Genomic DNA, 25,206 nt, shown 5'->3' on the forward strand with positions numbered 1-25,206 from the left:
TTCAGAGTGACTCTTGGACAACTACTGGTTGTCACCGTGGTCAATTATTGCTTGTTGTCGCATCAAGGTTAGTTGAACAGCGTCCGTTTCTTGCTGGTTGATTTCAGTACGGTGATAAAAGGTGCTATATTTGACAAAATTCGAGCGAAAAAGTCTTAGAATTTCCGTTATCTAATCATCTTCTCTAAAGCGATTTGCAAATCTTTTGTCAAATCGGTCACAGCCTGTCTAGACGCTTGGCGATCGCCTTGACAATTTATAGAGCGTTCGGTAACTGAAATTGGCTCCCCCACTGTGATTTGTGCCTGTCGCAAACCTAACCGAGGTCGCCCTGGAAGTGTTGTATCCTGAATTCGGGAAAGCATATCGAATACCAGTAAAGCTGTTTCCGCAAACCGTTCCGCCGTTGGTTGTTCCTGAATATAAGTAGCTGTGACTGCAACAAAACTTTCCACTATCCGCATGTGCCGCATTCGCAAGTCGGCTTCTTCAGCAATCCAGTCTGCCAAACCGCGTTTGAAGGGTGCTAAAGCATTCATATCTGGCAAATCTTCTCGGTAAATGTAACTCCAGCCAGCCTCTTCCAAGCGGCGACAGCGGTCAATAAAATTACCCTGCCCTTGAACTTCAAAATATTGCTCGGTAACTTGTAAAGCCTTATCCAGTAGGCGATGGAGTCGGGCAATCAATACCTGATTAGCACTAGCAGATTCATCAGTTGAGATGGTTTTTGGGATGTCTTGATGATAGAAGCGACGATAAAACTCTTCCATCTCGGTAATCAGATATTCAGCCAACCTACAGAGGCGTTGATAGTAAATCTCTTCGTGATTGCCCGAATCAATTTCCAAAACTTTCAAGCCGCTATCAGCTTCCAATTTACTCAACAGCCAATCCAGTTTAGACCAAGGTGGCTCAACATAGCGATACTGGATGGCGATCGGTACAACGATCACAATCTCAGAACGGTTGGCTTTTTGTAAGTCTTCCACACACCAGAACCCCATTTGAGCAACACCAGGTTCTAAGGGGCTAACAATACCACTATGACCATTAGTACCGCCTTCCGGTGCAACTGCGATCGGTAGTTCGCCATTAGCAAACAACTCCCGTGCATTTTGGATAGCTTGCCGATCTAGTCGCCTACCACGACGAACCGGCACACCCCCCAACAGAGAGAACAGCCAACCTAGCCACTTTCCAGCCCAAACTGTCATACCTCGGTCATAAAGAAAATAGCTGTGAACCAGGGATTGTAGTGTAATACCTTTTTGACGAGCAACTTGTGGCACAATGTGAGAAAGCAAATACAACATACACAGGGGATCTTCTACCTCTGGGTGGCGAAATGCCAACAAAAAGCGAATTTTTCCAGTCTGGAATTGTTGATAAAGTTCAGCTAATACCTCAACATTCTTGGCTTCAATCTTGACAATACCAGCTGGCAGCCAAGGGCGAGTGCGAAACCGTAGTGCGATCGGCAGTAACCACCGAACAATCTGGAGTACCAGCGGGTTCAACCGTTGGGGAATAAATTTCAGTGGTGGTTGAGTAGACTGAATCGATCTAGGCAAGTCGCTCTCCAGATTGTATTTCTAGCGATTGTACAACGTGGGGTCTTGGTTTTGCGTAAACCCGTAGCCTCTTATCGTCAAACATTTTAATCACCACGTTTCCCTCTCTTGATTACTCAGCACTCCTAAAGTCTTCAAAGATAGACCGTAAGTATCGAATCAAAAATTAGTTTGGATGTTTAGGAAAATTTCGGAATAAATAACCAAATACAGCTAAATTCAACACAAAAACTAATATTTTTATCAGAGATATTCCCCGAATCAATTCATAAATCTCTGGTGGAATACTGATACCGACAAGTGCCAATACCAAGACATGTGCCCAACGCTTTTCGTACCATAAACCAATGGCTTCTATAACAGTAACAATAGCATAAATTCCGGTTCCGATACCGCTAAATGCCAGAGTTCTAGGATTTAAGTTAACAACTTTATTTAAAAGCCAATCAATAATTATCGATTTACCTTCTAAAACATAATTGTCTGAAAACGCCTCTAGAGTTTGATAATTTTTTAATGTCAATAATAAAGCGATCGAAGTAACCATAAGCAGCAAGGCGGTAAATGATTTGTAGAGAACAATTGCCACTAACCCCAATGGACGCTTTTTCAAACAACCCCCTAAGTATATATAAGTAAATTTTTGATTAACTGGCTCTGGATAATGCCAAGTCAGACGCTTATTGTAGCAGTACTTTATCGCCTGATATTTCCACTTTTCCCAACAAGTAAACTAAATCTTTTTTACTAGACTATTCCTGACAAATTCTTAACCTCACCCGAATGGGTGAGAAACAATCCAACCAAGCGAGTGAACTAAGTGCAGGAACTCTGATCTTTGAACGCCAGAACCGAAAAATTATTGCGGAAAATTTAGTTAAGGCTGCTGTCAGTGCTAACAAATTACCACCGCAAATTTTGAACGATCAAAATTACCTGAGTACCGTCAATTCAGAGTTCACCTCCTTATCCAAAGATTCCTCTAACTGAGTACGGTTTTGAATCGGGGCAATGGATGGATGTAATACCATACTTTCCTCTCCCCTAACCCGTTGCCTACCAAGGAAAATAACCCCATTTTTTGATAATGAATGGGGTTTTGATTGATTTGAATGTGCGTAGGGCGTAGCCCGCACTTCTCTACGAGACGCTGCGCCTAGCTTGCTTCCACGTTCGCGTAGCGTCCCGTAGGAAAGTGGTACGACAAAGCTCAGTGACCACCCCAGGCATCGCACATTTGAATCAAACATTTCCAATGGAGGTTAGCGGACTCGAACCGCTGACATCCTGCTTGCAAAGCAGGCGCTCTACCAACTGAGCTAAACCCCCATAAAGTTAAAATAGTAGATAACTTTGATTACCGTTGTTATTGTAACTTATATTGTTCTATTACCAAAGGGATGAAGCCAGAAAATATCCAAGTTATCGCCGCACTGTATAAATTTGTTAAGCTGCCAGATTGTGCCGAGAAACGAGATCCTCTGCTGTCTTACTGTCAAGCGCAAGGTGTCAAGGGGACAATTTTGCTGGCACTTGAAGGGATTAACGGTACAATTGCTGGTTCGCGTCAGGCCATTGACTCTGTTCTCTGGTTTCTACGTTCTGACCCCCGTTTAGCAGACTTAGAATACAAAGAGTCCTATACCGAAACCCCGCCTTTTGAGCGGATGAAGGTGCGGTTGAAGCAAGAAATTGTTACTTTGGGGTTGCCAGAAATCGACCCAAATGAGCAAGTTGGCATTTATGTCAATCCCCAAGAATGGAATGATTTGATTTCCAATCCAGAAGTAACCGTGATTGACACCCGCAATGATTATGAGGTGAATATCGGTACTTTCCACGGTGCAGAAAATCCCCAAACTGAATCATTCCGCGAATTTCCCGATTATGTGGTACACCATCTCGACCCAACTAAACACAAAAAGGTTGCTCTCTTTTGTACAGGTGGCATTCGGTGTGAAAAAGCCTCATCCTTCATGCTTGCCCAAGGCTTTGCAGAAGTCTATCATCTCAAAGGTGGCATTCTCAAGTATTTGCAGGAAGTTCCAGCCCAAGAAAGTTTATGGGAAGGAGAATGTTTTGTTTTTGATGAGCGGGTAGCCGTTAGTCATGGATTAGAAGAAGGGAGTTGTGAGCGGTGCTTCAGTTGTGGACGTCCGATTTCTGAGGAAGATAAGGTATCTTCCAAATATGAGCAAGGTATCTCTTGTCCCTATTGTTTCGATAGCCTCACCGAAGAGAAAAGAGCGCGTCAGCAGGAAAAATGGCGCCACTATCAAACCCAAGTTGGTAACAAAAATCAGGATGTAAGTTGAAGAAGAATTCACAATTCTGAAGCTTCAGTCAAGGATAATTCGGAATTTAAGGGCAAAATTACTGTAAATGTAGTACCGACTCCAACTTGACTTGTGACACTTATTTGACCTCTGTGTGCATCAACGCACTTTTTAACGATTACTAACCCCAATCCAGTACCTTGAATTGATTTGACATTTGAGGCTCGGTAGAATGATTCAAAAATTCCAGCTTGGTCTGGTTCAGGAATGCCCATACCTTGATCTTGAATATAAAAAGTTGCTACTTTCTCAATCGAGTCGCATATTAAATCAAACTGAATATTGCCACCTTTGGGAGAATATTTCACCGCGTTTGAGAGAAGATTTACAAACATGTAATGTATGAGTACTTCATCCATTACAGCATTAGTATTAGCACTATGACAGGTAAAAACAATTTCACATCCGCTACTTTTAACAATCGAAAAATCTTCGATTAACTCTCGACAGAATTGCTCTAGGTTAAGTGGAGCAGGGTTGTATATGAGTTTTTCTGCTTCCGCTCGACCCATAAACAGCACATCTTCCATCAGTTTTTCCATAGATTGTACAGCACCTTGAATTCGCTTTAAATAGATGCCTTTTTTTGCATCTGTCAAATTTGCTCCTTGCATTTCTATGAGTTCTACTGCCGTTTGAACAACAGTCAGAGGATTACGGAACTCATGAGATACAGTAGAGATAAATAGGGACTTGAGACGGTTAAGTTCTTGCTCCTTCTCTAATGCTTGCTCTAGCAATTTTGTTTGGCGTCGTTCGCTAAGATCCCAGAAAACAACTACTACACCATTTATTTGGTCAGATCCTCGCTTCAGTGGTGAAGCACTATCACCAATTGGAACTCTTTTGCCGTTTTTTGTAATCAGAGATGTGAATTCCCCTAAATAAACAACCTGTTGCTCCCGGAGAACTTTTGTCACAGGGTTTTCTAATGTAGTCTCTGTCACTTCATCGACAATATGAAAAATTTTCGCTGCCTCATTTCCTAAAGCATCTTTTTGCTGCCAGCCAGTCAGCGCCTCAGCTGCGGGATTCATAAATGTTACTCTTCCCTGCTCATTTGTAGCAATTACAGCATCACTCATTGAGTTTAAAAGGGTTGCTAACTGATCTCGATTCTCCCGTAGTTCACGTTCTAACTGGTGTTTTAAAAGACCGATTTCGATCGCGATTTTTAAATCTTTTGTAGTAAATGGTTTAACGATGTATCCAAAAGGTTGAGTAATTTTGGCTCTTTCTAAAGTATGATCGTCGCCATAAGCAGTTAAATAAATTACAGGTACATCTAACTGCTCGCGAATCTGACTGGCGGTAGCAATACCGTCCATTTCACCTTTAAGAATAATATCCATTAATACTAGTTCTGGTTGAGTTTCCGATGCCTTGGCAATGGCAACTTTTCCAGATGAAGCTGTACCCGTAACAACGTACCCTAGTTGAGTGAGTTGACTAGCAATAGTTCTAGCCACAATCACTTCATCTTCAACGACTAAAATCCTAGCTTGACCCATTTGATATTTACTGATGCAAAGTTAACTGCGTGAATTTAATTTTGAATACTGTTCCATGATTGCGTTCTAGAGTAATGTCGCCTTCCAGTTGTTCTGTAACCAAGTCATATACTAACGACAGACCCAAAGAATCAGTATTTGTCCAATCTAAATTATCTGGTAAACCAATCCCATTATCTCGGATAGTCATCTCGATACTATTGCCAGCATTACGTAAAGCAATACTGATTGTGCCTACTTGTTGGTTGGGAAAAGCGTGCTTGAGAGCATTGGAGATTAATTCGTTAATCACCAATCCACAAGCAATAGCTTGGTCAACATTCAAACTCAATGGATCTATGTCAGTTTCTAGAGCAATTTTACCAGGCCATATTTGATAGGAGATTAGCAAACTTGCAGCCAAATTATTAATATAGTCAGCAACATCAATTTGCCCAATATTAGCGGAAGTATACAAATTTTTATGAATTAGAGATATTGACTCAATTCGGTTTTGACTTTCTCGCAGAACTTTGATTACTTCTGGATCTTTGAGTGTTTGAGACTGAAGTTGTAATAAACTGGAGACAATTTGCAAATTATTTTTAACTCGATGATGAACTTCCTTTAAAAGAACTTCTTTTTCAGCTAAGGCAGCTTTTAGCTTGACTTGAGCTTTTTGTCTTTGAACAAGTTCAGTTTGAGCTTGCTCTAAGATGCTGGATTGTTGAATTGCGATCGCTAATTGGACTGTTAGTTGATCGAGCAAATCTAATTGATTTTCTTCCCACTCGCGAAAACCAGAGCATTGGTGAGCAATCAGTAAACCCCAAAGGTGAGAGCCAGGGTTTTGAGAACTTACTTCTAGTAAAATGGGCACAACTAAATTTGCTTTCACTTCAAACTGTTCTAACAGGCGAAGATGGCAATCAGTTAGTCCAGCTTCATAAATATTAGCGATCGCTCGTTTGCGTCCCTGATAATACTCCACTTCTGTGCCTGTTTCAAAACATGTATCATGAATCTCTACACCCAAAGAAACTGTCCATCCAGGTTCCACCGATTCCGCCATAATTGTGCCGATCATCTCTGAGTCAAACTGATAAACTACTACTCGATTAACCCCAAGTAAATCTCGCACTTCCTGAACTGTTGCATTCAGAATATCTTGGAGATTCAAAGATTGACGAATCCGTTGAGCAACAGTTCGCATCAATTGCTCCCGCTCGGCTTGGGTTTTTAGAGCTAGTTCAGTTTGCTTACGTTCTGTGATGTCTTGCCCAATAACGATAATTTGACCATTTGAAAGGTAAACATTAGTCCAAGACGTATCTAGTAAACGACCATCATGCACCTGAGTTTTAAAGTCACCCCAATTGCGTTGTGCAGAGTGAATAAAATTAATTACATACTGCCGATATTCAGGATTAGGGTATAGCGCTTCCAAGACATCGCAAGTTTGGAAATCTTGAAATTTCCAGCCGAGAATATTTTCCCATTCTTGGTTCACCCACTGGAGTTTACCATTGGCATTGATCAGGGCAATCATCAATGGGATACTCTCAAAAATTATCCGCAAAAACTCATTTTGCTCTTGGAGTTTTGTTTCGACATTTTTGCGGTCGTTGATATCATTAAATACTGTTAAAATTGCTGATTCATTGTTAAAAATTAAATATTGTAATGAAGCGATCGCCCAAAAATGAGTTCCATCTGCTCTTTTTAATTGAAGCTCATAATTATGAATAAAATTCTGTTGATTAAGAATTTTTAACAGCGCTTCTAAATCTGCCAAATTATGATATAAATCTCCAAATTTTTTGCGATTAACTAAATACTCTGGAGAAAACTGAAATGTTTGAAGCAACTCTGCATTAGCGTATAAAATCAACCCATCAGACACACGCGAAATAATAAATGGAACAGGAATAGCTTCAGAAATGACTCGAAATCTAGCTTCACTTTCTTGTAGAGTTCTTTCTATTTCTTTATGTTCTGTGATGTCTCGTATATTAACCAACCGAGCGTTATAATTTCCATACTCTATTATCTGTATGAAAATTTCAACATCAATAATCTGTCCGTCTTTTCGCTGATGTTGCCATTGTCCAGCAAAATGTAAGTTAGAGTACTTTTGTCTGAAATATTCCAGCAAAATAGGCACATCTTCTGAAGGACAAATGTCAGTTATTTGCATTTGCAAGAACTCTTCTCGTGAATAGCCGTAGTGGACAACAGCGGCTTCATTTACATCTAAAAATTTCAAATTATTCTGGTTATATACCCACATTGGATTGGGATTTTTAGAGAAAAGTAGATTAAAACTCCTTTGGCTTTCATTCTCAGGAAATAGCATTAGTGGTTGTGTGATAAAAGTTTTATTATGTACTAGATTTAATTTACTTTAATCGGAAATACTCATTAATTATTTGTAAAATTTGTTTTTTCTGATATTATATTAAACTTCTAACTTCAATGTGTCAAAACTTATAATTTATGGATAAAAAATTTTGAGAGCAACATCTACAAGTAAATTTTTATGATTGTTTATTTCTTGCTGAGTCCAATTTGCTTGCACTGCTATATCTCTATTCAATAACATAGATGAAGCTTGATAAAGTGGTTTTTTTTCAACAAAGGTATCATTTCCAGCATAAGTATTTTGTGCAGGGTCTAAAATGGTAAGGTTTCCCAACGTATTTTTCAGAGGTTCTAGATTAGAGTCTAAAAAACTTATCTCTGCGTTTTGTGGATATATATGTTCAATCGATGTGCCAGCAAAGTCATAAACTCTACTTTTGTCTACACATTCGGGATTTACTACAGCACCATTCTTATACCACTGGTAGTAATATTCAACCGTCATTAAAAAGTATTTTAGTGGCTTATTGCTACCACCTGAATCTCTATATTCAAGAGTCTCAAGATTAGTTTTAAATACACGTTCTGGTGCTTTCTCATCTATTAGTTTCCTTAACTTTTGCCTCAAGTTTGATGTATTGTAGGAATCTGGATTTTGCCTAATTACAAGTAACTCTTGATAGTAATATGTCGGTTCAATCTTCATGCGAATCTTGCACTGTCAAGTATGTCTGATAGTTTACACTAAGCAAATATAACTTGCACAGAGCCGTAAAGGACACAGAAAGAAACTCCCTGCATTCTCCACGCCTCTGGGATTATTTTTATCTTGGGCGTCCCAATGTAGTGATATATAAAACAGCTTCATCAGCAGGAATACCCAAAACTTCATTTACTTGATCGTCAAAGAATCCACCGATACCGCTGACGCCTACATTCAGGTGCATTGCGGCTAAATTCAGGCGTTGTCCCAAATGACCAGCATCCATGTGTAAGTAACGGTAAACGCGATCGCCATACTGTGCGATCGCAGCTTTCAAATCGGCTGTATGAAACAACACCGCTGCTGCATCCCGCCCTAATTCTTGTCCTAAACAGAGAAAGTGTAACTCTCGCCGAAAGTTTTTAAACCGAATTTGGCGTAATTCTTGGGCTTTGGGCGCGTAATAGTAACAACCCGCCTCCAATCCTTTGACTCCGCAAACAGCAATGAATGTTTCGATTAAATTTAGATCAAAGTAGTCTGGAGAAATATCTAAACTTTGGTCGATGTAATTTTGCGGCTGGTAAGTGAAATCGAGTAAATTTTTCAATTCATCGAAGCTTAAATCATCACCATTATAGGCGCGGGTAGAGCGTCGCTTGTACATAGTGATGTCCAATTCTGCTAGCTTTTTTCCCCAGTCTATAGGTGCAGTGGTGGTGGGAATTTTTAAACAGAAAGGAAAATTGTATTTATCCTCCAAAGATTTTTCTTGTTTGATAACTGGTAGATTGAGATTGCCAGTTACACCTGATTGGATCTGGGTGTGTCGATGGAAATATGTTAGTAGTTCGCCATCGGGGATTTGAGGATAACTGGTTTCGGTAGCGGAAGGTAAAGCAGTACATCCCAATGGCAAATTTTGATTGACATCTAACAAGTCTGCCAGAGGTAATACAGCGATCGCACCTTCTTGTGTAGGATCGACATAAAGCAGATCGTTAACCGATTCATCTACAAAACCGCCAATTAAGTGAGGGCGATAGTTAGTAATCGCACCAGCCAATTCGATATTACCCAACAAGTGTCCCGTATCCAGAAAAATCCGACGGTAAGCCCGATCTTCATAGCGCCACGCCGAACGATAGAATACCGCAGTCACAATAATTGCCAATTGGGTATTTTCTAAAGAAGGATGCCAGAAACAAGCTGCTTGGAGAGTTTGCCAAACATCATTTTCCCAATAATGCATGAGAGAATGAGTCCGACACTGGTAGTTATACAGACCAGGCGGCAATAACGACGTACCACGGGAAACCACATACACCTCAGCAGGGTATAATCCACCTGCACTAGGAGCAGCGCGTAAATACACCGCACTACCCATAGAAGGCATTCTCGCCGTCAATCCATAGCTGCGAAACAACAGCCGCGAGAGTCTTTGCCACCATTGAGCATCTGGGTTATTAGCATAAGCCTCTGGTTTTTCTTGAATATAGGGTTTGAGATCAAAAGTAGAGCCAATTTTGTACTCTTTAAAGGGCACTGGCTGTTTAGTCCAGTCTAACCGCTGACTTTTGGAGGCGAGAGTCTCAGGGTTGTATTTAGTCCGTTCGTGATAATGCTGGGCAATTGATTGGTGTAATTCTGGCATAGTACTTTTAATATCCTTGGGGCATCCTTTTCTTGATCTTGGCATTCATTAGCCTCATTGTTTCGTGTCAATTGGTACAATCCTCAGAGTCACAAAGTGGTATTTGGTAACAATTGGATTGGGGATTGGGGATTAGTTATTCTTCCTTGTCTCCGAGTCCCCAGTCCCTACTCCCCACTCCCCCATCTCCTTTGGCAGTAACATATAAGCGCAAAACTATCTACAGCTGGATATGCAATGATGCCTGTACGTCAAACTTTATCAAAACCTGATATCCAACTTTCTTATTTAGAGTGGAACCAAGGTCAAGAACCTTTACTGCTGTTACATGGCTTAGGCGACCATGCTCTGGTGTGGTCTAGCTTAGGAGATTACTTGGCGGCAGACTACCATATAGTTGCGCCAGATATGCGCGGACATGGGCAAAGCAGTAAGCCAGAGATAGATTATAGCTTTGAGAGTGCGATCGCAGACCTTGAAGCACTCATGGATCATCTGGGATGGACTTTTGCCCATATTGTAAGTCACTCGTGGACAGGCAAATTAGCCGCTATCTGGGCAAGGCAAAATCCAAAGCGTTTACAGAGTATAATTCTCGTCGATCCGATTTTCATCTGGAAAATGCCCAGTCTTCTCAGGGTAACTTTCCCGATGTTATATCACTTCTTGCCTTTTCTCAAAAGTATGGGCCCTTTTGCCAGCCACCAAGAAGCCGAACAACAAGCACGGCAGTTAAAGCAATATCAAGGATGGACTTCCTTACAACAGCAAGTCTTCCAAGCAGGAATAGAACAAAAACCCGATGGGAGTTGGGGCAGCAAATTTACCATAACCGCCCGCGACGGAATTTTTGAGGCAGTAATGCAAGTGCCCGGTTTTACAATTCCCCTTGACACCCCTGCCCTATTCGTCCAACCAAAACAAGGACTAAACCGCCAAGATTGGCAAATCCAACCCTACAAAACCTATCTTCAAAACTTACGTATCTGCCAAGTTCCCGGCAATCATTGGCCGTTTTTGACACAACCAGAGGCATTTAACCAAACTGTGGCAGCTTTCTTGGCAGAACACAGATAAAAAATCTCATGATTATTGGACGGGATTATCATACGGCAACAGAAGAATTAATAGGAGCGATGTCTAGGGGGATTGGGCATTAGGCATGGGGCATGGGGCATGGCGCATTGGACATTGGGCATTGGGCATTGAGCATTGGTTATTTCCCCCATCTCCCCATCTCCCCATCTCCCTTATCTTCCTCATCTCCCCCATTCCCCATCACCCCTTATCCCCAGAGGGGGCCCACCTTCCCCACTCCCCACTCCCCAGTTAGTCATGAGCCTTTGTATCAATCCCGTTTGCTCTAAACCAAATCATCCGAATAATCATCAAAACCGCTTTTGTCAAAGTTGTGGTTCCCATCTAGAATTGTTAGGGCGTTATCGGGTGACGTGCCTGTTGAGTGACAAAACAGGGTTTAGTAAAGTTTATGAGGCATACGAACAAGATACCCCCAAAATCCTCAAGATACTCAAAGAGGATTTATCAGGCGACGCCAAAGCAGTAGAACTATTTCAGCAAGAAGTAACCGTATTGGGACAACTCAAGCATCCCGGCATTCCCAAAGAAGATAGTTACTTCCAGTATCAAACCCGAAATGGTGTTGCATTGCATTGCATTGCAATGGAAAAAATCGATGGCTACAACTTAGAACAGTGGCTACAGCAGCAAAATAGCCCCATATCTCAAGAACAAACCATAGACTGGTTAAGACAGTTGATAGAAATTTTGGATGTAGTGCATAGCAAACAGTACCTACATCGAGATATTAAGCCATCTAACATCATGATTAAATCCCCCCTTGAGAAGGGTTGGGGGAATCTAGTACTGATTGATTTTGGCACCGCCAGTGAAATTACTAAAACCTACCAAGACCAACTCAGCTACGGCGAAAAGATGACAGCACTTATGTCATCTGGCTACAGCGCCCCAGAACAAATGAATGGTCAAGCAGTACCGCAATCAGATTTCTTTGCTTTGGGACGCACCTTTGTCTTTTTGCTGACCGGATACCATCCTTTGGAGATGTATGATGTCCAGCACAATTTATTACACTGGCAAAATCATGCTATCCATATTTCACCCTTACTATTAAATTTAATTGATTGGCTAATAGCAACTGATATAGATAAACGTCCTGCCAATGCCCAGGAAATTTTGCATTCTCTAGAAGAAATCGAAACTCAATTAACAGACACTACTCCGATAAATAGTAATCTCCTAGAATTTTCTCAAATTGAACATTTACCTGTAGATATTAATAACGATTTATTACCTCCACATAAGCAACCGGACAAAGTGCCGCTATTAACATTTTTTGCAGTGCTGCTAGTGGTATTAGGATTACTTAGTATAGGAGCTTTAGCAACGCGAAAATCAGAGGTTTCTGGAATATCAAATTACACACAATATCCCGAAAAAAAAGGTAAGATTGATTATTTTTCTTATAAAGAAGGTAGAGATAGTCAGGGAAGAATAGCTGAGTTTAATATAGCGGTTTTATCCCGAGAATATAAATGGTTTTTAGGTAGTAGCTTTCAACTTAAATATAATGATCAGATTATTAGTGTTGACCTTTTAAAATTGAACTTAGAACAAGAAGATATAGAGAAGATAATGGAATCTCCCAGTGAGATTATTTCTCTAGGTATAGCTTCTTGTAAAGGTGATACATCAGTTCAAGAACGTGTGGCTTTAGAACGTTCCAAACAAATACAACTTTTAGTAAAAAAACTATTTATTAATACACCAAGGGTCAAAAATTATCGCTTATTAAATTTGGGTCAATTTCAGCGCCCTAATTGTGAGGTCAATAAGGATTTAACTGCATATCAGAGAAGTGTTATAATCATTGGTGTTAAAAGAGAATCACCAGGTGTAATTCTTGATGAGGCGCTACGGAATAGGTTAGAAAAGAAGCCTTTTGCTGATTTTAAATTAGAAGATTATTCTTTGGGGTCGGCGCAGAAGTTTAAGACAATACCGAGCAATTTATAAAATCTCTAGCAAAATTGTTCATGCTCCCATCCCAGAATAACGCTTCAAACCCATACGCCAAAGCAAGCGATTTGCACCCAAAAATACTAATATCCAACCCACCATTGACCAAAATCCCCGTCCTATATCCACAGGTAGCCCTACCAAAAGACTCGCGGGAAAATCAATCAAATAGGGAAAAGGCGTAAACATAACTATTTTCCGCACAGGTTCTGGAAAGACCTCTAAAGGTGCTATCAAACCAGATAAAAATAAATAAAATAACAACCAGAAATTTTCTAAAGCACTAGCCCGTTCTGTCCAAAAAGCAAACATGGCAAAGGTGTACTGAATCAAAAACCGCAAAGCAAAAGCTAGCCCCACCGCCAATGTAAACAGTAAAAATCTATCCCAACTTGGTATCCAAAAAGCTTGAGGATAGAGAATAAAAAATAATCCCACTAATAAAAAAGCAAACATTAAGCGGGCAAATCTTTCAGAAATATGGGATGCAACGTGATGCCATACTGGGTCGAGTGGTTGTAGTAACTTGGGCGAAAGCTTTCCTTCCACGACCTCTCTTTCAAAGTCCCAAATTACCCAAACAACTGTGAGTTGTCTAACAATGAAAACCGTGATGAAGTAACGGGCAAAAGCCACAGGTGATAGCCCAAACTGTCCTCCTTGTGCTGCCTGTATCCAGACACCCATGAGGATAATGGGTAAAGACCCAGCTAAAACCCATAAGATTAGTTCTGCCCGATACTCAACCATATAGGCGTAGTATACTGACAGCAAAGTTAGGGCTTTTCTGATTATCTGCTTCATTTATTCACTTCCCACTACAAAAATTGCTCACCTTCACCACTTTCTATACAACACCCGCCTGAAAAACTCGTCCAATTACTTCTTCTACAGGTGGTTCGGTGACAGTTAAATCAATTACTTCCAAATCCGCTAAAATCTGAGAGACGGTGCGGGTAAGCGCCTCTCGCGATACCATAAAACGCACTGCTCGCCCTTCTAAGAGTTTCACATCACCATAGGTCATGAGTTTTTCTATTGGTAGAGGTTGGGCTAACTCTATATACACTTCTCGGTAAGGAGCAAAACGTTCCAGCAGTCCTTCTAAGCTGCCGTCATACATCAAGCTTCCCTGGTGAATCAACAGTACTCGTTGACACAAAGCTGTGATGTCAGCCATGTAATGACTCGTTAACAGCACTGTAGCCTGATAAAGCTGATTGTACTCGCGCAAGAACTCGCGCACTGCTGCTTGAGCATTTACATCCAATCCTAGCGTCGGTTCATCTAAGAACAATACCTGGGGACGATGCAAAAGTGCTGCCAACAATTCTGCCTTCATCCGCTCACCCAAAGACAGCTTTCGCACTGGTTGGGTAAGCTTGCCTTCTAGGGAAAGCATCTCTGTTAATTCTCCCACTCGCCGCTGGAACTCTTTATCAGAGATATTGTATACAGCGGCATTAATTTTCAAAGAATCGAGTGCTGGTAAGTCCCAAATTAGCTGCTGTTTTTGCCCCATTACCAAGGTAATTTTTTGCAAAAATGCTTCTTTACGGTGAAAGGGAACTTGTCCAGCGACTCTGACTTTACCGCTAGAGGGATGAATCAGCCCTGTGAGCATTTTGAGTGTGGTGGTTTTACCAGCGCCATTTGGGCCTAAAAACCCCACTATTTCACCAGGGGCAATTTCAAAGGAAACATCCTGAACTGCTTTAATTGAGCGGTAGGTGCGGCGAAAAAAGTGAGTGATTGTACCTTTAATTCCCGGATTTTTAACTGCTACTGGATAAGATTTACTCAGATTTTCCGCAATGATAATTGACATATTTTTTATATTTAGAATCACAGATGCACACACAGGGAAGTCTGAGTGATGGAAGTCGCCACTCAGAACTTCGGTGGTAAACACACATAAACAATTGGTGTTTAGCGCTGTTTACAACAGGAGTCATTCAATTTTAGATTTTAGATTTTTCCTTCAATTCAAAATGACGCTCTCTACGAACGCGAACAGCGTGTCGCAGACAGACGCTCTTGCTAGCTTGCTTCTCTGTAAGAGTACGTGGACTCGCTAACGCTGCGCTAACAAAATCTAAAATGGTTTTACCGTAAACGTCCCGATCGCAATGTACTAATAATTAACCACAAACCCAATAAACTGGCGACTGCAAATAGGATGGTGCTTAAAAAAGATAGCTGAGTTGTCTGCGCTCTGGTAGAAATAATTGCCGCACCCATAATCAACGAACCCACTAAAATACTAAAAGATAGTCGGTTAGCGGCATCGTCCATAGTGCGCCGCACGCCATCTAAGCCCCGCAGTGAGAGATTCCACTGTAAGGTTTCTGAAGTAACTCGATCTAATAACAGTTCGATTTGGCGGGGAGATTGGAGAGACAGACTTTTCAGATCCAAGGCTGTTCTCAAGAGCGATCGCACCGGATTATCGCCCAGTAATTGCCGACGAAACAAGTCTGTAATTAATGGTTTGACTTCATCAAAAAAATTAAGCTCTGGGTTGAATGTCCGCGCCACACCCTCTAAATTTGCTAGAGTTTTGGCATACAAACCCATATTGCTAGGCAACCTAATTTTATTGTTGCGGGCAACTTGTAAAACTTCATAAATTATCTGACTGAAGTTGATTTGCGTTAGGCTGACGTTGTGATACTTTCGCAACATGCGATCGTAATCATTTTCCAACCGCGACAAAATTACTGGTTGAGCAGAATCTGATAGCTGCAAAGTTAATTGAGCGCACCTTTGAGCATCTAAATCAACGATCGCTAACAACATTTCTGTTAATATCTGCTGTGTACGGGGATCAAGTCTTCCCACCATGCCACAGTCTAATAGAGCGACACGGCCATCTTTGAGATAAAACAAGTTCCCTGGATGAGGATCAGCGTGAAAAAAGCCATCAATATATAGTTGTTGGAAAAATACCCGAAACAACAAAGTAGTTATTTCTTTACGCTTTACAGCAGGGTCTTTAACGTTGGGGTCACTATCCAAATCCGCCGCCAGGAACGGCACCCCATCCAGCCATTCCATCACTAGTAATTTTTCTGTGGTCAATTCCCAGTTAATTTCCGCAACCACTATTTGCGTGGGATCAAACCAGCGACTTTTAGATAAGTTACGCCGTAGCTGGTCTGTAAAACCCGCTTCCCGTGTAAAATCTAACTCGGCTTCTAGAGCTTTAGTGAATTCTTCAGCGGTAGATTTGATTTCATAGGTTTGCCCAAACTCAGTCCGCGCCACTAAATCGGCAATACCTTGAATTAAAGCAATATCTTGGGCAATAGTAATATCAATTCCCGGACGTTGCACTTTCAGAGCGACTTCTCGACCGTCTGCTAATGTAGCGCGATGTGTCTGGGCAATTGATCCGGCTGCTACTGGGATCGGGTTAACTGTGCTGAAGGTTTCTGCGAGTGGACGTTTTAATTCTTTACGGAGGATTATTTCTATCTCTGACCAAGGAACTGGCGGTACTTCGTCTTGTAGGGTTGATAGTTCCTCAATGTAGGCGGCGCTAAGTAAGTCGGGGCGGGTGGAAAGTAGTTGACCAAGTTTGACGTAAACTGGGCCCAAGTCTACCAAAATATTTTTTAAAACCGCAGGTGTAGGTAGCTGGGGTTCATCAGCTTTGCCACCAGTAAGTAACCTTCGCATATAGTCCCAGCCATTGCGAAGGAATACTTCAAGGATTTCTCGTTGACGGGGAACAGTTTGGGTGAGGAACATTTTTGAGAGTAGGGAGTGGGGAGTGGGGAATGGGGAATGGGGAGTGGGGAGTGGGGAGTGGGGAGTGGGGAATGGGGGAGATGAGGCAGGGGAGCAGGGAGCTGGGAGCAGAGGGGAAAGAGGTAATTTTTAATTCTCCCCCTTGCCCCCTGCGCCCTGCCCCTCTGCCTCTTGTGCCCAATGCCCCATGCCCAATGCTCAATGCTCAATACCCAATGCTTTGTTTTTCGACAGTCAAGTTATAATGGAAAAATAGACTTTTTCGCCTCTGCCAAGGGTTCTAACTTTTATAGCAGGTCAGTAAATCGGGAATCGCTTTGGAGAATTTTGAGGATCTGCTTGATTTCCTGAGTACGTTCTTTTTTAACAATGAGGGTGACATTGCGATCGCGCACAATCACCACATCCTCTAAACCAATAGTAACAACTACATCTTCTGGATTTGAGGCGTAAATAATCGCCCCTTGCGTATCTAAACCTACGTGAGTAGCGAGTTCCACGTTTGGAGTCTCCTCTGTCTTCAGTAAACGTTCGATCGCATTCCAATCTCCTAAATCATCCCAACCAAAATCAACTGGCAAAACGTATGCTAGAGTTGTCTTTTCCATTAGCGCATAGTCTATACTCTTCTTAGGCAACTGGGGATAGATATCAGGGCCATGTTGTTCTAAAGGTTCGATAATTTCTGGAGCATGGGTATGTAGTTCCTTGAGAACAACCCCTGCCCGAAAAACGAACATTCCACTATTCCAGCTAAAGCGTCCCGTAGATAAAAAAGTCTCTGCCGTTTCCCGGTTGGGCTTTTCAGTAAAGCGGTTGACGTGATAAGCTGGCAACTCATTAAAGCTACCTATTTTTTCACCTTGTTCAATGTAGCCGTAACCTGTTGATGGAAAAGTAGGCTTGATCCCCAGTGTAACGATCGCTGCTGTGCTTGCTGCCAGTTGCGTAGCCGCGCTTAATGTGTGTGCAAACGCCTTTTGGTCAGCAATCCAGTGGTCAGCAGGGAAAAAGCCAATAACAGCGTCTTCTCCATAGCGCTGTTTGATTTCTAAACTTGTCCAAGCAACGGCTGCGGCAGTGTCTCTTCCTTCCGACTCAATCAGTAAGTTTTCAACTGGTAGATCAGGTAATTGTTGTCGTACCCCTTCAGCTATCTGACTAGAAGTTATGACCCACAAGGAATCCCAACCGCCACCGAGTTCAATCAATCGATCGGCGGTTGCTTGTAATAGACTTCTAGAGCTACCATCAAGACTTAAAAATTGCTTGGGTCGGTCTTTGCGGCTTAGGGGCCAAAAACGTTCACCTTTACCACCAGCAAGGATTACGGGGAACAATAAAGTATTCATGTTGTCATACACGCTTACCGAAGAACATTACAAGTTTACAGTGAGCTTTTCCACTGGCAATATTTGTAGCTTGGATTAACATACTTTTAGGGAGTGGTTGAGTGGGGAAATAATTGTGATAAAACAAATCGAATGGTCGGAAAATCCGGTTACATCTCAACAAGTTGTAGAGTTTGAAAATGAAGTGCGATCGCCGCAACTTCAACGGACGGAAAATCAAGTAACGCCTGCACCAGTAGCCGACTCAGAGGAGGAGGAGGTCGAACTAAACCAGCCAGCGAATCCGAACCGTAGCGTCGTCGAATCTGTGGGCGCGTTTCCCAATCAGCTTTCTGAGAGACTGGGCTTAACCATGCCTCGATGGCTGTTATGGATTATGACGGTTGTCATTGGCATCATCTTATCTGGGCTGCTGGTGTCAACGTTAGCGCTGTGGACTCCTTTATGGAGCAATCTAGATCGAACAGATGAAGATTTAGGAACTGCTGCTAAAGACGAAGTAAAAATCCCATTACCAGGGGAGTTATGGAGCAAACTCTCCCAGTACCAGCTTTCACGACCGATGAATATTTTAATCATGGGGATTGAACCAGTCAGCGGTACCGTTGATGGTTCTCCAGAAAGCTTTGCAGGGAAAAGCGACTCCATGCTACTGGTACGACTTAACCCTAGTGAAAAATCTGTAAGGGTGCTTTCCATTCCCAGAGATACAATGATCGCCATCCCTGAAAAGGGAGAAAAGGGTTTAACTAAGGTATCTGATGCCAATGCTAAAGGCGGCCCAGTCTTGGCAGCACGGGTAGTTAGCCGTACCTTAAATAACGCCCCAATCGATCGTTACATCCGTATTTCTACCAGCGGTTTACGTCAGTTAGTCGATCAGTTAGGTGGAGTAGAGGTCTTTGTTCCTCAATCAATGGAATATAAAGACTCTAGCAGTCGCCTGTCGATTAATTTAGTCAGTGGCTGGCAAACCCTCAACGGCGAACAAGCAGAACAGTTTGCTCGATTCCGCGAACCAGGTTTGGGAGATTTGCCGAGAGTGCAGCGTCAGCAAGCACTAACAGCAGCCCTGCTGCAACGTTTAAATAGTCCTACCGTCTTACCCAGGTTGCCTCAATTAACTCGCCTAATGCGAAAATATTTTGATACCAACCTGAAGATGGAAGAAATGATGGCGTTGGTCAATTTCGGTCTTAACCTAGATCGAGATAATTTCCAAATGACCGTGTTGCCTGGTACATTTAGCCGTTTTAGCAAAGACCCTGATAGCTATTGGCTGAATATGACTGGACAACAGAGCCTGTTGAATGATTATGTTGGGGTAAATGTACCTGGTCTAAAACCAGATATGCGTCAGGTTCCTAACCTCAAAATTGCTATTCAAAATGCTTCAAATCAACCTCAGCTAACTGAAAAAGTTATTGCTTATCTCAAACAGAAAGGCTTTAATAATATTTACAAAGTGCCTGATTGGCCAGATACTCAACGTCAAACTCAGATTATTGTCCAAAAAGGCAACCGACGAGTTGGAGTTGATTTGCAAAAAGTCTTAGGCTTGGGTCAAATTGAGGTGTCTGCCATTGGTGATTTAGAATCCGATCTGACAATCCGCATTGGGAAAGATTGGAAATAGCTAAGAGTCATTAGTCATTAGTCATTAGTCATTGCTTAAATGACAAAGCGCAAAGTCTGAGCGGAGGTTTCCTCCGAGCCTCCTTCGGAGGAGCTACGCTAACAGAACTTTGTAAGAGAGGACTAATGACAAAGGACTACTGAAAAATAATAAAGTTATGAAAAAGATTTTACTGCGCTTTTTAGGTTTGATTGCGATTTTGCTACTAGCCTTTGGGTGGATAATACTTAATCCCAAACCGGCTTTTGCTCAGATAAACACAATCAATTACAACAATATAAATTTAGAAAATCGTGACTTTTCTCATGCTGATTTGGCAGGTGTGACTTTTGTCGCGGCGGAAATGCGAGGGGCGAATTTCCAAGGAGCGAATTTAACCAACGCAATTCTGACTAAAGGAGTTTTATTAAAGGCAAATTTGGAAGATGCGAACTTGAGCGGCGCTTTAGTCGATCGCGTCACTATGGATGGTGCTAACCTGAAAAATGCCATCTTTACTGAAGCAACTTTGACGAGCAGTCGCTTTTACGATGCTGATATCACTGGTGCTGATTTTACCGATGCTTTAATTGACCGCTACCAAGTGTCGTTGCTGTGTGAAAGAGCCGATGGCGCAAATCTGGTTACGGGTGTGTCAACGCGAGAGAGTTTGGGTTGTAGGTAAAGAATCTCCGCTTTGAGCATAAAGATAGAGACATTTTTGCGAAAAAATGGAAAATCAAACTTCTTTATTAAATTATGTATTATTAGTTACCAATTTACTTTTATTTTGGTTTTTGTCCAGAGGTAAAAATCTAAAAATTCATGAGCAAACACAAAATAAACTTAATTTCACTATTCAGCCCAAGTTACTTCGGTTTATTGGGTTTTTTATTGGACAAGTAGGGATAATTTTCTTATATGGTGTTTTTCTGATTATACCTGTCACCCAACTTGATTGTGATCGTGTTCCGCAAAATTTAAAAGCTTCAAGTATTGAGCAAAAGTCATCAACAATTATATGTCAACTGAGAGAATTTGATTTTTTTGGTCATCAAAAAAGCCAAAAACAAATTTCTGGATTAATTGGAAGTCGTTTAGAAAAAAAAACTGAGACTGATAAAGAGGGAAAAATTCTATATAGATACAGAGTTCAGTTATTAACTAATACAGAAAGTGTTCCGTTTACACGAATTGCTTACACTGATTATTTTTCTGAAACAGAGTTGATAATTTTAAAAATTCATAATTTCTTAGCACAACCTTTAGAACAAAGTTTAGTAGTTAAGCAAGATGATACCTCAAAAGGCTATGCCGCAATTGGCGGAACCCTATTTTGTTTTTTATTAGGTTTATTCATAATAGCTACAGGTTCATTTATCAACTGTAATTTTGATAAAGAATCAAATAGTTTCACTCTCAGCCGCTATAGATGGTTTGGAAAATTAGGAAAAGCAGTTTTTTTGTACTCGTTGAATGAAATTGTTGATATTAAAGTTGAAAGTTCTGATTCTAGCGAAGGTGGCTTTGTTTATCGAGTTACCTTAATGTTAGTATCTGGTGAAACCGTACCTTTGAGTGGGTGCTATAGTTCTGGGTTTGAAGAGAAACAAGAAATAGTTAAGACGATCAAAAGTTTTCTCGCTTCAAATTAACACCTCCCTCAATACCATCAGTTAAGTCCCACGAAAACCTAACCCCCTAACCCCCTTCCCGACGCGGGAAGGGGGAGAATTCAAAATCTCTCTCCTTCTAGGAGAGAGATTTAGAGAGAGGTTTTCCAGATACCGTGAAAAGTTAGGTACGCCACTACCCATATATTTGTACCAGGTATTTCGTGAAATAGTATTGTTAAAATTGTCAAAAATCAGTCGCCTCTAATTACCGCTGGGAATTTCAATCAAAAATTCTGTTCCTTCCCCTGGTTTGGAGGAACATTTAATTTGACCATGATGTTTTTCAACCACTATTTGATAGCTGATAGACAATCCTAAGCCTGTACCTTTACCAGGTGCTTTGGTGGTGAAGAAGGGGTCAAATATGTGCGATCGCACTTCTTCGGGAATCCCCAGACCATTATCAGCTATTCTGATTACAATCTGGTTATGAACGGCTTGCGTATTAATCCAGATAGTCAAAGGTATTCTCGGACACGTTTGCAATAATTTCAAATATCTTTGCTGTATAGTTTTAAACTTTTCCTCTAATGCATCAATACTGTTACTCAAAAGATTCATAAAAACTTGATTTAATTGCGCGGGATAGCATTCGAGCAAAGGTAAATTATCATATTGTTTAATAATCTCAATAGCTGGGCGATCGTTATTATTTTTGAGGCGATGCCCTAAAATTAGCAAAGTACTATCCAACCCTTCATGAATATCTACTGGCTTTAATTCAGCTTCATCTGTACGAGAAAAGTTTCGCAGTGATAACACAATCTCACAAATTCGCTCTGTCCCTACTTTCATTGACTCAAGGGTTTTGGGCAAATCTTCGATGAGAAAGTCCAAATCAGCCTTGTCAATTTGCTCTTGGACAGTTGGCAATAGGGAGGAGTTTTGCCGATAAAGTTTCACTACATTTAGCAGTTCTTGAGCATATTCATTTAAATGGATGAGATTGCCAAAAATAAAACTGACAGGATTGTTGATTTCATGAGCGACTCCAGCAAGTAGTTGTCCTAAACCTGCCATTTTTTCACCCTGAATTAACCGAGTCTGAGTTTGTTTTAATTCTTGCAGGGCTTGAGTCAGTTCTGAGGTTTGACGTTTAGTTTGTTCGAGTAATTCCGCTTGCTGAATCGCAATTCCCAATTGCACCCCGACTTGAGCCAGTAAATTAATTTCTTCATTTTTCCAATAACGCGGTTGCGAATTTTGATAAGCAACCAATAATCCCCATAATTTTTCACCTTCCCGAATCGGAACAAAGGTTTCGTTACGCGGAAGTTCGTTATCGTCGTCTGTGTCCTCAAAAGTTTCTATAATCATTGGTTGGGTATGTGCAACAGGTTTCCATCCATCTTTAAAGGAATCTGCCACAAATTTACCACTCCAATCCGGGTTGAAGCGGTAAATTGCAATTCGTTCGACTTCGAGCAACTCTCGCACAGCTTGAGTAGTGGTTCTAAAAATAGTTTTAATATCGAGTGACTGGCGGATTTTATCAATGGTTGCAGCCAGCAATTCTTGCCGTTCCATTGATTTCTCGCGTTCGGTGGCTTCTGCTAACTGGACAACCTGCATTTGAACTTGCTTTAAATAAGTATCCTGTTTTAATGCGACTCCCAATTGCTGGGCTATTTGACTGACAAATTCAATTTCAGAGGGTTGCCAGTCACGAGGAGCGGTGCATTGGTGAATACACAGCAATCCCCAAAGTTCACCTTTTTTCAATAGAGGTGCGACCATATTTGCCCGCACTTGAAATTTTTCTAGGATTTGGACATAGCAACCGGGAAACTTTTCTTGATAAATGTCAGCGATCGCATTTACTCGACCTTGTGTGTAAAGGGGTACAAAGTTTTCACTGAAGCAATAATCATAAACTTTTTCTGCTATTACCGAGTTACATTCAGGTACAACATCCTCAGAAATAAATTCTCCTTCCCAATTTTTTTGCGGGTCAAAACGAAAGACTGCCACTCGGTCTGCTTGCAGCATTTGCCGCGCCTCGGTGACAGTAGTTTGGAAAATTGTATCTAAATCTAAAGACTCCCGAATTCGAGTAATCACGCTAGTTAATGTCTTTTGTTGCTCTGCTTGGTACTGGGCGTATGCCAGCAACTTATGGTGTCGCACTGCCACCCCAATTTGTGTACCGATTTTGGTCAATGATTCGACTTCATAAGATTGCCACTCTCTGGGTGAGGCATTTTGGTAGGCAGCGATGATTCCCCAAAGTTGATCTCCTTGGAGAATAGGGGCAGTTGCAAAGGCTTTTGCCTGGAATTGCTCCAACAGGGTTACATGGCAGTCTGTTAATCCGGCTTGATAAATGTCATTGACTGTAAATGTCTGGTTGTTAACGTAACGTCCGCCTTGCGTCTGTTGTAAATAAGTATCAGCGATTGTAGGCTGAACACCAACTAAGGGAGTCCAGCCTTGAGTAAATGATTCAGCAACAAAGTTACCACTCCAATCGGTATTGAAGCTAAAGATGGCAACTCGGTCAGCTTGCAGCAGCTTACGTATTTCTTGAGTTGTGGTTTTAAAGATAGTTTCAATATCAAGGGGTGAGCGAATTTCATCAACAATTTTAGCTATTACTTGGTCGCGCTGAACTGCTTGAGCTAATTTTACAGCTTGCAATTGGACTTCATGGAGATGCTTTGCTTGTTGAATCGCAACAACAAGATGGTCAGCAATTTGACGAATAAACTCAATTTCTGATTCTTTCCAGTCACGAGCCTGACTGCACTGATGAATGCAAAGCAATCCCCACAGTTCTTTCTTCCGCGCTAGAGGGACAACAAGATTAGCCTGTACCTGAAATTTACTCAAAATTGCCAGATGACAATCACTCAGTCCCGCCTTGTAAATATCTGCTACTGCTTGCACTTGACCTTGTTGATAACTAGCAAATTGTTCTCCAAAGCAGTGGTCGTCAACTTTTACTGCCATTGCTGAGTCCCAGCCAAGTGCAACATCTTCAGAAACAAATTCTCCCTCCCAGTTTTGTTCCCGATCGAACTGGAAGACTGCTACTCGGTCGGCATTTAGCAACTGACGCACTTGTGTAACAGTCGTTTGAAAAATTGTTTCTAAGTCAAGAGACTCCCGAATTCGGACAATTACACTCGCCAAAGCCTTTTGTTGCTCTAGTTGCTCTTGAAGTTGAGCGCTTGATAAGAGAAGTTGATTTTCCGTGAAATTTGAATTGGGTTCCATTGCTCTGGATTATATCGTTTTTATATAAGGGTTCCTCACACCAAACTTCATCGGCTTAAAGGGTGTCAAAAGTATGACAAACTCCAAATTTGTATAGTGTGCAACTATTTACCAGAGAAGATGGTTATTGTTATAGTTCCCCTTTCTTGATCTATCCTCGTAATGAGTTAAAAAATAATTTTGGCTTGTACATAAGAAAGGAGATGACTAAGTTAGTGTGGCTGGGATAAATCAGAAAAGCGATCTGACCCCCTTTGAATCGTTATCTAACTAACTTGCAATTCGCTGTATCATAGCGATCGCAGGAATTTAATTCTGGGCGTAGGCATTTAAAATTACTAATTTGTCAAAATTTACCTGACAGACTACAGGATTTCAGGTTAAATGTTTTAAAGTATGCACTCTGCAAGAGTTGT

At 41.4% G+C, this 25,206-nt stretch carries 18 protein-coding genes and 1 tRNA gene; 7 read left to right on the forward strand and 12 right to left on the reverse strand.

Annotated features, from left to right (window positions below; all coding sequences use genetic code 11):
* Nucleotides 1–167: 167 nt before the first annotated feature.
* Nucleotides 168–1,574, reverse strand: coding sequence for a lysophospholipid acyltransferase family protein (locus tag V7K62_RS16735; RefSeq protein ID WP_334865801.1), 1,407 nt, complete (start codon nucleotides 1,572–1,574; stop codon nucleotides 168–170).
* A gap of 166 nt (nucleotides 1,575–1,740) precedes the next feature.
* Nucleotides 1,741–2,187: a DUF2127 domain-containing protein gene (locus V7K62_RS16740; RefSeq protein WP_334865803.1), complete on the reverse strand. Its 447-nt coding sequence runs from the start codon at nucleotides 2,185–2,187 to the stop codon at nucleotides 1,741–1,743.
* A gap of 170 nt (nucleotides 2,188–2,357) precedes the next feature.
* On the opposite strand from V7K62_RS16740, the gene V7K62_RS16745 reads away from it, so the two are divergent.
* On the forward strand, nucleotides 2,358–2,564 hold the full coding sequence (locus tag V7K62_RS16745) for a hypothetical protein (protein WP_334865805.1): 207 nt from the start codon (nucleotides 2,358–2,360) through the stop codon (nucleotides 2,562–2,564).
* Nucleotides 2,565–2,830: 266 nt separating this feature from the next.
* Here V7K62_RS16745 and V7K62_RS16750 read toward each other — a convergent pair.
* Nucleotides 2,831–2,903: transfer RNA gene (locus tag V7K62_RS16750), tRNA-Ala, on the reverse strand.
* A 71-nt stretch (nucleotides 2,904–2,974) separates the two neighbouring features.
* Here V7K62_RS16750 and trhO point away from each other — a divergent pair.
* On the forward strand, nucleotides 2,975–3,889 hold the full coding sequence (gene trhO, locus V7K62_RS16755) for an oxygen-dependent tRNA uridine(34) hydroxylase TrhO (protein ID WP_334865807.1): 915 nt from the start codon (nucleotides 2,975–2,977) through the stop codon (nucleotides 3,887–3,889).
* Nucleotides 3,890–3,897: 8 nt separating this feature from the next.
* Here trhO and V7K62_RS16760 read toward each other — a convergent pair whose 3' ends face one another.
* From V7K62_RS16760 to V7K62_RS16775, 4 genes are all read right to left on the reverse strand, one after another.
* Nucleotides 3,898–5,421 (reverse strand): hybrid sensor histidine kinase/response regulator, encoded by a 1,524-nt coding sequence (locus V7K62_RS16760; protein ID WP_334865809.1) that lies wholly within the window; start codon nucleotides 5,419–5,421, stop codon nucleotides 3,898–3,900.
* Between the two features lie 7 nt (nucleotides 5,422–5,428).
* Nucleotides 5,429–7,756: a PAS domain S-box protein gene (locus tag V7K62_RS16765; protein WP_442937296.1), complete on the reverse strand. Its 2,328-nt coding sequence runs from the start codon at nucleotides 7,754–7,756 to the stop codon at nucleotides 5,429–5,431.
* Nucleotides 7,757–7,894: 138 nt separating this feature from the next.
* Entirely contained in the window at nucleotides 7,895–8,467 is a 573-nt protein-coding gene (locus tag V7K62_RS16770) for an HNH endonuclease family protein (protein ID WP_334865811.1), read from the reverse strand.
* 118 nt (nucleotides 8,468–8,585) lie between these two features.
* Nucleotides 8,586–10,118, reverse strand: coding sequence for a SagB/ThcOx family dehydrogenase (locus V7K62_RS16775; RefSeq protein ID WP_334866035.1), 1,533 nt, complete (start codon nucleotides 10,116–10,118; stop codon nucleotides 8,586–8,588).
* 240 nt (nucleotides 10,119–10,358) lie between these two features.
* Between V7K62_RS16775 and V7K62_RS16780 the strand changes: the two genes are divergently transcribed.
* Together V7K62_RS16780 and V7K62_RS16785 are read left to right on the forward strand one after the other, a co-directional pair.
* Complete coding sequence (locus V7K62_RS16780; protein WP_334866037.1) at nucleotides 10,359–11,195, forward strand: alpha/beta fold hydrolase; 837 nt, start codon at nucleotides 10,359–10,361, stop codon at nucleotides 11,193–11,195.
* A gap of 258 nt (nucleotides 11,196–11,453) precedes the next feature.
* On the forward strand, nucleotides 11,454–13,175 hold the full coding sequence (locus tag V7K62_RS16785; protein ID WP_334865813.1) for a serine/threonine-protein kinase: 1,722 nt from the start codon (nucleotides 11,454–11,456) through the stop codon (nucleotides 13,173–13,175).
* An 18-nt stretch (nucleotides 13,176–13,193) separates the two neighbouring features.
* Here the strand turns inward: V7K62_RS16785 and V7K62_RS16790 are convergent, their stop codons facing one another.
* From V7K62_RS16790 to V7K62_RS16805, 4 genes are all read right to left on the reverse strand, one after another.
* Nucleotides 13,194–13,982, reverse strand: a complete 789-nt coding sequence (locus tag V7K62_RS16790; RefSeq protein WP_334865815.1) for an ABC transporter permease — start codon at nucleotides 13,980–13,982, stop codon at nucleotides 13,194–13,196.
* A gap of 43 nt (nucleotides 13,983–14,025) precedes the next feature.
* A complete protein-coding gene (locus tag V7K62_RS16795; RefSeq protein WP_334865817.1) occupies nucleotides 14,026–15,006 on the reverse strand; it encodes an ABC transporter ATP-binding protein in 981 nt (326 codons plus the stop codon).
* 278 nt (nucleotides 15,007–15,284) lie between these two features.
* Nucleotides 15,285–16,931, reverse strand: a complete 1,647-nt coding sequence (locus V7K62_RS16800) for an ABC1 kinase family protein (protein WP_334865819.1) — start codon at nucleotides 16,929–16,931, stop codon at nucleotides 15,285–15,287.
* Nucleotides 16,932–17,218: 287 nt separating this feature from the next.
* Nucleotides 17,219–18,283, reverse strand: a complete 1,065-nt coding sequence (locus tag V7K62_RS16805) for a mannose-1-phosphate guanylyltransferase (protein ID WP_334865821.1) — start codon at nucleotides 18,281–18,283, stop codon at nucleotides 17,219–17,221.
* A gap of 115 nt (nucleotides 18,284–18,398) precedes the next feature.
* On the opposite strand from V7K62_RS16805, the gene V7K62_RS16810 reads away from it, so the two are divergent.
* From V7K62_RS16810 to V7K62_RS16820, 3 genes are all read left to right on the forward strand, one after another.
* The gene (locus V7K62_RS16810; RefSeq protein ID WP_334865823.1) at nucleotides 18,399–19,919 is read left to right on the forward strand and encodes an LCP family protein; all 1,521 of its coding nucleotides are present in this window, start codon (nucleotides 18,399–18,401) and stop codon (nucleotides 19,917–19,919) included.
* 157 nt (nucleotides 19,920–20,076) lie between these two features.
* Nucleotides 20,077–20,583, forward strand: coding sequence for a pentapeptide repeat-containing protein (locus V7K62_RS16815; protein WP_334865825.1), 507 nt, complete (start codon nucleotides 20,077–20,079; stop codon nucleotides 20,581–20,583).
* A gap of 46 nt (nucleotides 20,584–20,629) precedes the next feature.
* Nucleotides 20,630–21,553, forward strand: a complete 924-nt coding sequence (locus V7K62_RS16820) for a hypothetical protein (protein ID WP_334865827.1) — start codon at nucleotides 20,630–20,632, stop codon at nucleotides 21,551–21,553.
* Between the two features lie 222 nt (nucleotides 21,554–21,775).
* Here V7K62_RS16820 and V7K62_RS16825 read toward each other — a convergent pair whose 3' ends face one another.
* On the reverse strand, nucleotides 21,776–24,790 hold the full coding sequence (locus V7K62_RS16825) for a GAF domain-containing sensor histidine kinase (protein WP_334865829.1): 3,015 nt from the start codon (nucleotides 24,788–24,790) through the stop codon (nucleotides 21,776–21,778).
* Nucleotides 24,791–25,206 lie beyond the last annotated feature (416 nt).

Origin of the sequence: Nostoc sp., assembly GCF_036917935.1 — a bacterium.
GTDB lineage: Bacteria > Cyanobacteriota > Cyanobacteriia > Cyanobacteriales > Nostocaceae > Nostoc.